12 protein-coding genes and 1 pseudogene are annotated in these 13,251 nt (G+C 32.8%); 4 read left to right on the plus strand and 9 right to left on the minus strand.

The window, feature by feature from the left end; translation table 11 throughout:
• Positions 1-380: exosporium leader peptide-containing protein (locus ACFVQC_RS21960; RefSeq protein WP_377899277.1), on the minus strand; the 380-nt coding region annotated here is incomplete at its 3' end.
• A gap of 220 nt (positions 381-600) precedes the next feature.
• Here ACFVQC_RS21960 and ACFVQC_RS21965 point away from each other — a divergent pair.
• Positions 601-1,260 (plus strand): BclA C-terminal domain-containing protein, encoded by a 660-nt coding sequence (locus ACFVQC_RS21965; protein ID WP_377899278.1) that lies wholly within the window; start codon positions 601-603, stop codon positions 1,258-1,260.
• Between the two features lie 378 nt (positions 1,261-1,638).
• On the opposite strand, the gene ACFVQC_RS21970 is transcribed toward ACFVQC_RS21965, so the two are convergent.
• On the minus strand, positions 1,639-2,196 hold the full coding sequence (locus ACFVQC_RS21970; RefSeq protein WP_377899280.1) for a helix-turn-helix domain-containing protein: 558 nt from the start codon (positions 2,194-2,196) through the stop codon (positions 1,639-1,641).
• 116 nt (positions 2,197-2,312) lie between these two features.
• On the opposite strand from ACFVQC_RS21970, the gene ACFVQC_RS21975 reads away from it, so the two are divergent.
• Positions 2,313-2,897 carry a LysE family translocator gene (locus ACFVQC_RS21975; protein WP_377899281.1) on the plus strand — a complete coding sequence of 195 codons (585 nt, stop codon included), beginning with the start codon at positions 2,313-2,315 and terminating at the stop codon, positions 2,895-2,897.
• A 311-nt stretch (positions 2,898-3,208) separates the two neighbouring features.
• Complete coding sequence (locus tag ACFVQC_RS21980; protein ID WP_000774136.1) at positions 3,209-3,469, plus strand: hypothetical protein; 261 nt, start codon at positions 3,209-3,211, stop codon at positions 3,467-3,469.
• 247 nt (positions 3,470-3,716) lie between these two features.
• Here ACFVQC_RS21980 and ACFVQC_RS21985 read toward each other — a convergent pair whose 3' ends face one another.
• The 5 genes and pseudogenes from ACFVQC_RS21985 to gabT all read right to left on the minus strand — a co-directional run bounded on the left by ACFVQC_RS21985 (position 3,717) and on the right by gabT (position 10,665).
• A complete protein-coding gene (locus tag ACFVQC_RS21985) occupies positions 3,717-5,513 on the minus strand; it encodes an ABC transporter ATP-binding protein (protein WP_377890969.1) in 1,797 nt (598 codons plus the stop codon).
• Positions 5,506-7,260 (minus strand): ABC transporter ATP-binding protein, encoded by a 1,755-nt coding sequence (locus ACFVQC_RS21990; protein WP_377899282.1) that lies wholly within the window; start codon positions 7,258-7,260, stop codon positions 5,506-5,508. Before ACFVQC_RS21990 ends, ACFVQC_RS21985 begins: the two co-directional genes overlap by 8 nt.
• A gap of 257 nt (positions 7,261-7,517) precedes the next feature.
• Positions 7,518-8,402, minus strand: coding sequence for a GNAT family N-acetyltransferase (locus tag ACFVQC_RS21995; RefSeq protein WP_377899283.1), 885 nt, complete (start codon positions 8,400-8,402; stop codon positions 7,518-7,520).
• Positions 8,403-8,657: 255 nt separating this feature from the next.
• Positions 8,658-9,347: an MOSC domain-containing protein gene (locus tag ACFVQC_RS22000; RefSeq protein ID WP_377890975.1), complete on the minus strand. Its 690-nt coding sequence runs from the start codon at positions 9,345-9,347 to the stop codon at positions 8,658-8,660.
• 14 nt (positions 9,348-9,361) lie between these two features.
• Positions 9,362-10,665: pseudogene (gene gabT, locus ACFVQC_RS22005) on the minus strand (4-aminobutyrate--2-oxoglutarate transaminase).
• A gap of 129 nt (positions 10,666-10,794) precedes the next feature.
• On the opposite strand from gabT, the gene ACFVQC_RS22010 reads away from it, so the two are divergent.
• Complete coding sequence (locus ACFVQC_RS22010) at positions 10,795-11,703, plus strand: LysR family transcriptional regulator (RefSeq protein WP_377891087.1); 909 nt, start codon at positions 10,795-10,797, stop codon at positions 11,701-11,703.
• A 95-nt stretch (positions 11,704-11,798) separates the two neighbouring features.
• On the opposite strand, the gene ACFVQC_RS22015 is transcribed toward ACFVQC_RS22010, so the two are convergent.
• Both ACFVQC_RS22015 and ACFVQC_RS22020 read right to left on the minus strand, forming a co-directional pair.
• Positions 11,799-12,062, minus strand: coding sequence for a hypothetical protein (locus ACFVQC_RS22015; protein ID WP_377890979.1), 264 nt, complete (start codon positions 12,060-12,062; stop codon positions 11,799-11,801).
• A 63-nt stretch (positions 12,063-12,125) separates the two neighbouring features.
• Positions 12,126-13,250 (minus strand): C45 family autoproteolytic acyltransferase/hydrolase, encoded by a 1,125-nt coding sequence (locus ACFVQC_RS22020; protein WP_264540789.1) that lies wholly within the window; start codon positions 13,248-13,250, stop codon positions 12,126-12,128.
• Between the last annotated feature and the right edge of the window lies 1 nt (position 13,251).

Consider the following 13,251-nt stretch of genomic DNA (forward strand, 5'->3'; position numbering starts at 1 on the left):
CCTGTTACTCCTGTTACTCCTGTTACTCCTGTTACTCCTGTTACTCCTGTTACTCCTGTTACTCCTGTTACTCCTGTTACTCCTGTTACTCCTGTTACTCCTGTTACTCCTGTTAACCCCGTTTCTCCTGTTACTCCTGTTAACCCCGTTTCTCCTGTTGGCCCTGTTACTCCTGTTGCCCCCGTTTCTCCTGTTACTCCTGTTACTCCTGTTACTCCTGTTACTCCTGTTGGCCCTGTTACTCCTGTTGGCCCTGTTGCTCCTGTTGGCCCTGTACTTCCAGTCGGAACATAAATTGGTGGAAAAACTGGAAATGTAGGTCCAATATTCTCAGGTCCTATCCTACCTTTATTCATTGATAATTTATCATTCCGCTTCAATTCAATACCTCATTCCACATGTTTTTAACTAACATACATTATTATGACTCTATTATTAAGGAATAACTTCATAACTATTCTTTTTCTTCCCAAATGATTCATACATTTATTAAACATTTTACCGTTACTATAAACTACTACTATTAATAGAATAAAATGATAGTTCCATTCTAAAAACACTACACTTATTGGGTTCTAATTTAAAAATTAGGTGATTTATATGCAAAATAAAAATGAAAAAATAAAAGAAGAACTACTATCAATGGCTCTTGAAATAATTCTTCCATACAGATTTACAGGACCTACTGGGAATACTGGGCCTACTGGAAGTACTGGACCTACCGGAAGTACTGGGCCTACCGGAAGTACTGGGTCTACCGGAAGTACTGGGTCTACCGGAAGTACTGGACCTACTGGAAGTACTGGGCCTACCGGAAGTACTGGACCTACTGGAAGTACTGGGTCAATAGTTACAACAAACTCTATGTTCGCTAATAATACATTAGGTGGTCCCATCTCAGTTATATTAGGTGGAACTAATATTCCACTTTCTAATAACCAAAGCCTCGGTAATTTTACAGTTAACGCTTCAAACGATGTATTTACAATTCCTGTAACCGGAAGATATCATTTAACCTATCAAGTTAATACGACAACTTCTCTACTCGCTGGAACAAGGTTACTATTAAACGCTTCTACTCCACTTTCTGGCTCTGTTTTTTCTCCCGCTATATCAACTTCAAATTATAATAATAATTTAATTACTAATTTAATTGCTGGTAATACAATTTCACTTCAATTATTCGGTATATTATCCATTGTTAATTTAGTTGGAGGTGGTTCAACAGGTGCCTCTCTAACAATTATACGAATCGATTAAAAAATGATTCATTCTTTTTCTAATACACATTATTAAATACCAAGTCTGTCATAATAATAAGAACCACCCAATTATTTCATGGCGTTGATTACGTAACACAGAACAAATTGTACTATATTTATAGTAGAAACTATCTATACTAAATTTTCCGTATATACATTATCAATTTACACTCACCCTTACCGATGTTACATTAAATATGAAGACAGTTTCTCCTTTACGAACCATCTCTCAATACGTATTTGAGAAACGTACTCCAATCCTATACGCGAGAGCAATACTATGTTGACACTCAAACGAGTGTCTTTTTTTGTAATTTAACACAAAATAAAAACCACCTTGTATAGATGGTTTTATCTTTTATATATAAATGCACACTTATGTAGCTGGGTAATAAATTGTCATGCTTAATCGAGTCAACGATTTCCCTAAATTATGATAAGAGTGTGATCTATCGGCCTTAAAACGAATTGAATCTCCACTATTTAATTTATACTGACAATTATTCACTTTTATTGTCAATTCTCCTTCAAATACCGTTATAAATTCTTCTACTCCTTCTTTATGCCCTTCTGAACTCAGTTCCCCTTCTGTTTCTATTTCAACTGTATACATTTCAAAATGTCTATCATCTTGAAAAGGAAAAGAAGGATACACTTTATATTTTCCATTATCTTCAGACAATACTTGAACATCATCCCTTAAAATAACTTTTATATCAGGTTGTGGATTATTGATTAAAGAAGTAAAAGACACTTTCAATCCATTCGCAATTTTCCATATTGTTGTTAGTGTCGGGCTTGATTCTCCTCTTTCAATTTGTCCAATCATCGTTTTACTCACACCTGTTAATTGAGAAACCTTTTCTAAACTTAATTTTTCTTTTTCCCGTATTGTTTTTAAATTTTTCGCCAAAGTAAGTTGAATTTCTTCCATAAAAAAACCCCCACAATATATACAATATAACGACCGTTATGTATAATAAAAAGCACACGTTATATTGTCCTTTCTGGTCATTATAACATACAAAAAAATAATAAGGGGGTTTTGAAATGCCTATATTTTCTTTTTTATTATTTGTTTTTATAAGTAGCTTCACACCCGGTCCTAACAATTTTTTAGCTATGACATACGCCAATCAACACGGGTTAAAGAGGAGCATGCAATTTTGCTTTGGAGTAGCTTTTGGCTTTTTCATCCTCACTTCTTTATGTAGTTTCTTTAATGTAGTACTACTCAATATCTTACCAATAATCGAATTCCCTTTAAAAATTTTAGGTGTAACGTATATGTTATATTTAGCTTTTAAAATACTCACTAGTAAAGGCAGTACGAATCCCAGTGAAAAAGCTAATAAAAACTTATTTACAGTGGGGATTTCTCTTCAATTCATTAACCCTAAAGGGATATTATTCGGACTGACTGTAGTATCGACTTTCATACTCCCTTACTACAATTCATATTCAAGTTTTCTACTTTTTTCATTATTTCTAGGTGTAGTCGGTTTAATGAGTACATTTAGTTGGAGTTTATTTGGTTCAATATTCCAAAAACTCTTAATAAAACATAACCAATTATTTAACATCATTATGGCCATTTTATTAGTTTTCAGTGCCATTTCAATCGTTATACACTAATTCGATGCTCCTTCTAATTTTAGATTTTTGTACTTTTTCATACCAATCTATTTTTCTCTAGTAGAACTTTGATGTAGGAATATTGCTGCACACAGATCCACCCTTATTTATTCTCGTATTACCAGCCTATAACCTTACATACCATTTCATTGAGCACCTGATGTTGAATCGGAAATAAAATATGGTAATCCATTTGAAAAATTTTCAATTCTAGATTATCTATCTTCTAAAACAAAGAACTTAAAAATCTATTTATAATAATACTGAAAAATACGGTATAATATAAATTACTGTTCTTTTGGAGGGTTATAATGGCTGATAAGTATAAAGTTTTCATTCTCATTGTTACCGCATTTTTTTCTTTCTTTTCTTTAATAAAAGATTTCCGCAACACTTCAAAAAGTTTCTTTTGGGGTAGTTTTGTAATTCTTACAAGCTTCATAATACTTTTAACACTCGCTTTAGATTTAACTCAAATACTCCTATATTCAACGCAGATAGCGCTTGAGATTATTACAATACCACGCAAACTATTTCTACCATCTGTCACTGAGGCCGCTAGTTTTTGCTAACAACTCGTGATTCTAAAAAAACACATAAATTACATACCTGAACAACTGTATATTCCACCCTTTTTGTAACTTAACTACGTTTAATCTGCATTTTTGCAACCTAAAACACTATTCATATGTTTTACCAGAGATTCAAGGTGATACTGTCAAAGCATTTAATGAAAGACTATTGGGTTTAGCAATGTTTGCAATCATTAAAAATGCGGTTTCTCTTTTCTAAAGAAACCGCACCACATGAATATTATTATTAAATTTTAAACTGACTCGTATACAATTCAAAGTAAAATCCTCTATCTTCCATAAGAGATTCATGATTTCCTCTTTCTAAAATACTTCCATCCTTTATGACAAGGATTTGATCCGCCTTTTCAATCGTTTTGAGTCGGTGAGCGATTACGAAACTCGTTCTACCTCTCATTAAATTATTTAATCCTGCTTGAATTTGCAATTCTGTTCTCGTATCAATATTAGATGTCGCTTCATCAAGAATTAGTATATCTGCATCTGCTAAAATTGCCCTTGCAATCGCAAGAAGTTGTTTTTGTCCTTGACTTAAATTCGACCCTTCTGAAGCAATCTCTGTTTCATATTGTTTCGGTAAATGCTTAATAAAAGAATGTGCCGATGCAGCCTTTGCTGCATTGATTACTTCTTCATCACTTGCATTTAATCGTCCATAACGGATATTATCCATAATTGTCCCAGCAAATAAATACGTATCTTGTAAAACTACTCCTATTTTACTTCGTAAAGAATTGATATCATAATCTTTTATATCTTTTCCATCAATATGAATTTTCCCTTGCTGTATATCATAAAATCGAGTCAATAAATTTATGATTGTTGTTTTTCCCGATCCCGTTGGACCAACTAAAGCAATTGTCTCTCCAGGCTGTGCCTTAAGGCTCACTTCTTTTAAAATCGTTTTATTTTCCACATAACCAAACGAAACATTCTCAAGTTCAACATGCCCTTGTAAATTTTGTACAACGAATGCGTCTTTTTTATTTTGAATTTCTGGTACTTCATCCATAATTTCAAAGACACGTTCTCCTCCAGCAACTGCCGCTTGAATCGTATTCATTAAAGTTGCAAATTGACTAAGTGGTCTTGAAAATTGTCGAGAATAATTAATAAAAGCTGCAATGACACCTACTGTTGTCATTCCGTTTAATACCATTACCGATCCAGTTCCAATTACAAGCGCCATTCCTAAGTTATTAATAAAGTTCATACTTGGAAAAATAAATGCTGAAAACGTTTCAGCCTTCGTTGCTGAAATTCTTAGCTGTTCGTTAATTTCATTAAAGTTATGTACGGTTTCTTTTTCTTTTCCGTATAACGTAGTTACGTCTGCACCTGTAATAGCTTCCTCGATAAATCCATTTAATTCCCCTAAATCCTTTTGACGTTTCGCAAAGTTTTTGCCACTATAAACAACTAGTTTTTTTGTAACGAAAAACATAATAGGTACTGTAATTAAAGTTACAATCGCTAAAATCCAATCTAATGAAAACATCGCAATCGTTACACCTATAAATGTTAACGCTGATGAAATAATTTGTACAACACTTTGTGTCAAAGCTTGATTTAAGTTATCAATATCATTTGTCACACGGCTCATTAAATCACCTTGAGAACGTACATCAAAGAACCGTAATGAAAGCGTTTGGATTTTCTCAAATATATCTTGTCGTATTTTTTGAATTGTCTTTAATGCAACATTAATCATTACAAATGTTTGTAACCATGTTAAAAGCACCGTTACACCGTAAATTGCAATAAGTAACATACACATTCTTGCCGTACCATTTAAATCTTTCGGTACAATATATTGATCTATAATTACTCCCATAAAATATGGACCTAATAACCCAAGTAATGTCGTAATAAATACTAGAAATATAACGAACATTAGAGCAGCCTTTTCATACCCCATATAGTTCCAAATCCGCTTTACAGTTCCTTTAGTATTTTTAACTTTTCCACTCTTAGGTGCGTTACGTCCACCTTTATTAGCAAATTGCCCTTGAAAATTACGCATGTTCTTTCCCACCTTCTTTATGCAAATTACCACCTTGGGAAAGATAAATTTCCTGATATACATCACATTGTTCTAACAGTTGTTCATGTGTGCCATCACCAACTAATTCACCATTATCTAATACGAGAATTTTATCAGCATCTATTATAGATGAGATTTTAGAAGCAATTAATAATGTCGTTGTTCCTTTATATTCTGTTCTTAATGCCGATTGAATGTTGGCTTCTGACTTCGCATCAACTGCTGATGTAGAATCATCTAATATAAGAATGGATGGTTTTCTCACAAGCGCTCTCGCAATGGATACACGTTGTTTTTGTCCACCTGATAAATTCGTCGCACCTTGTGTTAAATTATAATGATACGATTCTTCCAACTTGTTTATAAACTCAGTCGCACACGCAGATGAAGTTGCTGTTTCCAATTCATCGTGTGTTGCATCTTCTTTACCATAACGTAAATTCTCTTCTATACTTCCTGAGAACAACAATGCCTTTTGAGGTACAAAACCTATTGAAGCACGCAATTTTTGTAAATCGAACATCTTAACATTTATTCCGTCAATACATATTTCACCTTGCTCAATATCATATAGGCGTGGTAATAGTTTAGCTAAAGTAGATTTACCACTTCCTGTAGAACCGATAATCCCTACTTTTTCACCTTTACGTATGCTGAATGAAATATCTTTTAAAACGTATTCATTATTTTTCGTATAACTATAACTAACATCTTTAAAATCAATATTCCCCTCGATTTTCTCAGGTTCAATTGCGTTAGCTTCGTTCATAATATCAACTTCAGTATTTAAAACTTGTTGTACACGATCCGCAGATGGAAAAGCTCGAGCAATTTGAATAAATACCATACTAATAGACATAAGTGCCATTAAAATGATATTCAAGTAGTTAATAAATGCTAAAATCGCACCTACTTGAAGAGTTCCATTAAATACTTTTTCTCCACCAATCCATAGTGTTGCGACAATCCCACCACTTACAACTAGCATAATAATTGGCATCATTAAGGAAATAAGCTGCACAGCTCGAATATTTATCTTCGTTAAATTTGTATTAACATTTCCAAACTGAGAAATTTCATATTTTTGTCTTACATACGCTTTTATAACACGTACACCAGATAAATTTTCTTGTAACTTTGTATTCACTTTATCTAATGCTTCTTGCACATTTTTAAACGTTCCACTCGCTTTACTTGCAATTAAAATAATCGCCAGTAATAAAATTGGTACAACTACAAGTAATATTGGAAATAACTCTCTCGCTGTTACAAAAACAATAATTATACTTCCGATAAATAACAAAGGGCCACGAACGAGAACACGTAAAGTCATTGTCATCGCCGATTGAATTGATGTAATATCATTTGTCACAATCGTTAATAATTTTCCGGTTCCAAATGTATCCCGATTTTTACTAGAAAATGTTTCTATTTTCGTAAACACATCTCTTCGTATGTCTGTAGCGAAATTTACAGCTGCTTTTGTAGAATACATCATACACCCAAGTCCTCCAACTAACCCAAGTGCCGCTGCTCCTATCATAAGAAGCCCCATTTTTATTACATAATTCAAATCCCTATTTGCAATCCCAACATCAATAATATGTTGCATAATAGTCGGTTGAATTAAGTCCATCGCAACCTCAAGTACCATAAATAGCGGTCCAATAATAGCGAAGAACATGTATGGTTTTAAATACTGTAATAACTTGCAAAATGATTTCATACATAATCTCCTTTTTCCATGAAATTACCACTGAATAATTCATATCCCTCCTTATTTAAACCCTATAGTTTGTAATTTCTTCTTTACTTTTATTATATTATGCAAATTAATATTTAACATTATTAAATGATAAGCATTAATGACTTTTCGGTCAATAAATGTGCTTTCTATTATGTAAATACAAAACCGCATTCTTAATGAAAAGAATACGGTTTTGTATCTATATTTCTTCAATAAAAAAGCATGTAAATTAATATTTAAAACTCAGTTAATACCGGGAATTTATAACCTTTAAAATCTAATTCTTTATTACTTCGAACCATTAAATACTTACTAGTCTGTAATTCTGTATATTGTACATCATCAATTCCTAATTGATCTGGGTAGAAATAAAATTCAATCTCCGTAAATTCCCCAGAGATTTCCTCACATAATTCATCTAAAATCGGAATTACCGGCGCAAATACTCCAAATAATTTTAGTTTTTGATTTTCTACTGTAAAAACAATCAGCGCATCTAATTTCTCTGAATAATAAAGGTTTTCATTCCATGTTGAATCATACATATTTAAATAAAACGAAGAGCGGTAATTTAACGTTGAAAATTTATTAGAAAGCCTTTGGCCATTTTCAATAATCTCATGTATTAATTGTCTATCCTCTTCATCATAAAAATCTAACTTTTTAAGTTGAGAATCTTTATCACTCTTGTTTTCGTATGATACTGTCATCAAATATTCTTGCACAATTTGAAAACCAAATGGTTTATATAGTTCCGGATTTTCAGTAAACAAGACCGCACACTCGCATTGCTCATCAATTTCCTCTATCATCTTACTAAACAATTGTTTCATTAATCCTCGTCTACGATAATTCGGATGTGTCATTACTGATTGAATACCCGCTGCATTTATTTTTTCACCATTAATTAAAAGCGGAAGTGAAAATGCCGCAACATTTGCAATCGCTTTATCATCTTGTAAAAATGATAATGCTTTATATGTATAATCCCAATACCCTTTCTCCGAAAAATCATTCAATGTTTGACTTGTAATCCCAAACACTTCTTCAAATAAAGGAAATAACTGTTCTCTTCTCGGTTTTTCTAATAGAAAGTTTGCCATTTTTTCAACATTCCCCATGTTGTCCCTCCATACGTCGATTCCATTAATTTAGATATACTTATATGACCTGCTCTCAAAAAATAGGCCTTTCAAATCAATATAGTATCATAAAACTTTTAACAATGGTTTAATTTATTTTATGTTTTGATTATTAAAAAATAAGTCGAATAAACTAATATTAGGATTTTTGAATATTAATTAGTTTATTATATAAAAATAGTGCTTTCTAATTAGCTTTTACTAATAGAAATGCACCATTTATAAAAAAAAAATTTATTCTTTCGTTCCTTCAAGCCTCTCCTTCGTATTGATTTCTTCTCCGCTCATACGCTTTTCAAATGTCTTTCTCCAACTAGTAGAAAGTGCATTTACTTCTAAAATTCTTTTTAATCCTTCAATATTTAGTTTTTCCTTATGCATGATACGATTAGCAAACGCTACTGTAACACCTTTTGGATCAGACTCCAGCCGTTTTAACGTATCGACTGGTGATACCCACCCTTCTTTTAATACACGAAAATAAAACCCTGTGTATCCTGTATCTTGAAAATATAATGGCAACTTTGGAATATTATATTTCTTCGCTAATTTAAAACATGGCTGTCTTGGTTGCGTTATTTGTACAATCGCTTCTCCAAATTGAAACATGTCCCCGATACAAACATCCTCTTCTCGCATTCCTCTTACCGTTATATTTTCACCGAAAGCTCCATATACAAGTTCTTGATTCAACTCTTTTTCCCAGTAAGGATAATGGTCACCAGTATAAACACAAACCGCTTTATCTACCCCTCCATGATGAACTAAATCCGCCTGTCCGTCTCCATTAAACTTTAAAAATGATAAAAAAACAGGTTCCTTTACTTGCTTTTTATTTATCCCTGTTTGAATTAACTTCCCACCATACATAACCTCTTTTGGTAATCCTATATTTAAAGATAGGATTTCATATACTTTAGTCATTCAAATCCCTCCTCTTAATTGCGGCACAACTTTTCAAAAGACTCATTTATTATTTCAAACCCTCTATCTATTTCTTCGTTTGAGATAACTAGAGGTGGTAAAAAGCGTAGTACATTATCAAATATCCCCGCTCCAATACTTATAAGCCCATTCTTCCAAAAATCTTCAATTAGCTTTACTGTTAGTTCTTTTGCAGGTTCTTTCGTTATGCGATTCGTTACAAGTTCCATTGCAACCATCGCACCGATTCCACGAACCTCACCAATCACTTCGTACTTTAATTGCATTTGATGTAGATGTGACATTATTCTATTTCCAATTTGCTGAGCCCTTTCAACTAGATTTTCTTCTTCCATTATTTCAAATACAGCAAGACCGGCTGCACATGATAACGGACTCCCGGCAAAAGTTCCACCAATTTGTCCTCTCCCAGGAATGTCCATCAACTCCGCACGACCGACAATAGCACTTAATGGTAAACCGCCAGCAATTGATTTTGACAAAGTCATTATGTCAGGTTCTATATGAAAATGTTCCGTTGCAAACCATTTCCCTGTTCGGCCAAATCCAGTTTGCACTTCATCCATTATCATTAAAATACCGCATTGATTACAAATGAAATGGAAGGAACAATAAACCCACCCTCCCCTTGTACTGGTTCCATTACGATTGCTGCTACTTGTTCAGGTGATACTTCTTCTAAAAACTTTTCAAACTGATAGATGACTTGAGAATCCACTTCTTCAAGAGAAACTCCTTCTTCAGCTCTGTAATAGTACGGATACGGCAATATATACATGTCTGAAACGAACGGACCAAATCCTGCTTTATATGGATTTTCTTTGGTCGATAAGGACATTGTCATTAATGTTCTCCCATGAAATCCTCGTTCGAACGAAATTACTTTACTCCTCCCTGTTACTTTACGTGCGATTTTTACAGCATTTTCAATCGCTTCCGCACCACTATTGGCAAACATCGTTTTTTTCTTGCTTGTACCTGGCACTTTCTCATTAATTTTCTCAGCTAAAGTAATATAATTTTCATATGGAGTTACATGAAAACAAGGATGTATAAATGATTCTGCTTGTTTTTGTACCGCTCTTACAACTTTCGGATGACAATGTCCAACATTTTGCATACCAATTCCACCAGCAAAATCAATAAACTGATTTCCATCTACATCTGTTATTATCGCTCCCCTTGCTTCTTTTACATATAAAGGCGTTAAATGATATATTCCTGTCGGTACAGCCTCCTCATACCTTTTTTGAAGTACTTGTGAATAACTGCCCGGTAATACGCTAGATTTCAACAATTCTTCTTCACCTCATCTAATTTTTTAATCAATCCATTTCTGATAAAGTGATTATAAATCCCACAAAACCATTGTTCAATTCAATTATTTATATAATAATGATAGGTATATCCTATGATTAAACTTGAGGTGATTTCAATCGAATTACGACAATTAGAATACTTTTTAGCTGTTTCGAAAGAATTACATTTCACAAAAGCAGCCGAGAAATTAAATATTTCACAACCTTCACTAAGCCAACAAATACGTGCATTAGAACATGAAATAGGCATGCCACTTTTCGATCGAATTGGTAAAAAAATATCTTTAACTGAAGCAGGAAGAGTTTTATTATCGCACAGTAAAACAATCTTTCATGAAGTCGAACAAGCCCGTTCTGCCATTCAAGATTTAAACGGATTACAGCATGGATCCTTAACAATCGGTTCATTGTTAACCGTCGTAAATTATTTATTACCACCAGCCATTTTAAATTTCAATAATTTATATCCGAATATTGAACTTTCTGTATTAGGTCTTCGTACAGGAGAAATTCGTGAAAAATTATTACAAAACGAATTAGATATTGGCATTACATTTCTCCCAGTGCAAGATAAAGAGATTGTTTCTATCCCACTATATAAAAGTGAACTTACATTAGTTATTCCAATCGGTCATCCTTTAAGTGAACGTGATCACGTGTCTATCAAAGAATTACAGAACTACCCTTTAATCCTTCTACCAAAAAACTTTTATTTAACAGAATTACTTACGACCTATTGTCAAAACTTTAGCTTTAAACCAAAACCAATTTTAGAAATTAGTACGATGGAATCTTTAATTCAAATGGTTTCAAAAGGTATGGGAATTACAGTGTTACCCAAACCGTATATAAACTTTTTGCAAAGTGAGCACATACAAGCTATTAAAATTGAAAACCCCACTCCAACAATAGATATAGGACTTATTTATAGAAAAGATAAATATATGTGCGCTTCTACCCGGGAATTTATTGAGCAACTAAAAATAACAGTACATTCTCTACAAAAAAAAGCATAAAAAGAGATTATCCTATGAAGCCGCTGCACAACGACCTAATAGAATAATCTCTTTTCATTATGAAATAAAACCGATACGTATAAACTCATATAATTTTAGTGTACCTTTTTTGAGATTGGAATATACTTTGTAAAATACGCCCCCACTAGCAACAATACAATTGAGACTAGCCACGTAAAAACACCGCCAAAACGAAACCAATATGCAAACAAATTTAAGATTGCAATTAAAAAGCAACAAATAGAAGTTAATGAACTTTTTAACCCTTTTATCCCCGCTTTTTTTCTTTTTTGATAAGTAACATACATTGAGATAACCAGAACAAAAATAATAACAATTGGTAATATACCTTCCAACAATGACATCCCCTCCAATATATTTCCACTCCATTTCATGTTACCATCTTATTCCTACATACCTTTTTACCTTTTAGGAATCAAATCATTTTTCTCTTCTCTCCAAAAGTCAGCATAAGCTTTATTTTTAAAATTCACATTCACCTCAATAAACGGAAGACTTTCTCCTACTTTCAATGAATACCAATCATTTAAAAGTGGCGATCCGAAACAAATATTCATTGTACAATCCTGTAAATCAAATAATACAGAATGCAAAGTCCCAAACCATTCTTCATAATTATGTACAGTCAGCCCTACAGGATATTCTTCTTCTACTAATCCTTTTAAAGACTCCATGCTCAACTTTTCATTTCGATTTAAATGTTCATGTAAAATGTGATATCTCTTTGTAGACTGTTCTAATTTCCTATTATTTAATTTCTGAATAGATGAACTAACTGCATGGTTTGTTGATACGATAAAAGCTTGATTGTCATCATCAATCGTTGTTATGGATTTATATCCGTCAAATATTTCAATATGTGCTGCATTTAAAGGATCAGCTACAATAATATTAATATTACTTGCAATAGGCAGATCTTTTATTAACGATATAGCTTCCTGAACATTTTTACATTTCTCCAATAATACCCGGATTACCGCAAAACATTGTAATCCATTTACCTTGGGTTTTCTTAAACCTTCAATATTTCCTACCGGTTGGCCACATGCTGAAAATGTAACAGATAATCCATGCTCGTTCACTCCTTCTGTCCGGCCAAAGTATTGAGTAGAAAAACCACTATGTGCATACGCACCTTCAACATGCGTCGAACAAAAACGCATATCATCAATTTTTGGTGACAAATCATAATTTCTTAATACATATGTATGCTCTAAATCAGTTTTTTTAGGCAATACTGCACAATGACTACAACCTGCTTTTAATAGTGTTTGATAATAATACATCATATTTTTAGAAGGAATTTTTAACACTTCACAAAAGCCTTCAATTTCTTCATTTATTCCTGGACAATATTTATTTAGTATTTTTCTAGATTCTGTCCAATGGTTATCCAATATTAAATGTTCTTCCTGCATAAATTGTGGAATGAGGTACAGATGATTTTTTACAAATTCCCCTTGCTGTTTTCCAATTTCATAATGGCTTCCTTTTAATGATGAAAAATACCCTTTTACTTTATACATT

The organism is Bacillus sp. NPDC057893 (genome assembly GCF_042796455.1).
Lineage (GTDB): Bacteria > Bacillota > Bacilli > Bacillales > Bacillaceae_G > Bacillus_A.

What these genes read in the sequence shown, in the direction of transcription:
- ACFVQC_RS21965 (WP_377899278.1), top strand. Translation starts at nt 601, where the DNA reads ATGCAAAATAAAAATGAAAAAATAAAAGAAGAACTACTATCAATGGCT.
- ACFVQC_RS21995 (WP_377899283.1), bottom strand. Translation starts at nt 8,402, where the DNA reads ATGGGGAATGTTGAAAAAATGGCAAACTTTCTATTAGAAAAACCGAGA.
- ACFVQC_RS21990 (WP_377899282.1), bottom strand. Translation starts at nt 7,260, where the DNA reads ATGAAATCATTTTGCAAGTTATTACAGTATTTAAAACCATACATGTTC.
- ACFVQC_RS22000 (WP_377890975.1), bottom strand. Translation starts at nt 9,347, where the DNA reads ATGACTAAAGTATATGAAATCCTATCTTTAAATATAGGATTACCAAAA.
- ACFVQC_RS21985 (WP_377890969.1), bottom strand. Translation starts at nt 5,513, where the DNA reads ATGCGTAATTTTCAAGGGCAATTTGCTAATAAAGGTGGACGTAACGCA.
- ACFVQC_RS21980 (WP_000774136.1), top strand. Translation starts at nt 3,209, where the DNA reads ATGGCTGATAAGTATAAAGTTTTCATTCTCATTGTTACCGCATTTTTT.
- ACFVQC_RS21970 (WP_377899280.1), bottom strand. Translation starts at nt 2,196, where the DNA reads ATGGAAGAAATTCAACTTACTTTGGCGAAAAATTTAAAAACAATACGG.
- ACFVQC_RS21975 (WP_377899281.1), top strand. Translation starts at nt 2,313, where the DNA reads ATGCCTATATTTTCTTTTTTATTATTTGTTTTTATAAGTAGCTTCACA.
- ACFVQC_RS22020 (WP_264540789.1), bottom strand. Translation starts at nt 13,250, where the DNA reads ATGTATAAAGTAAAAGGGTATTTTTCATCATTAAAAGGAAGCCATTAT.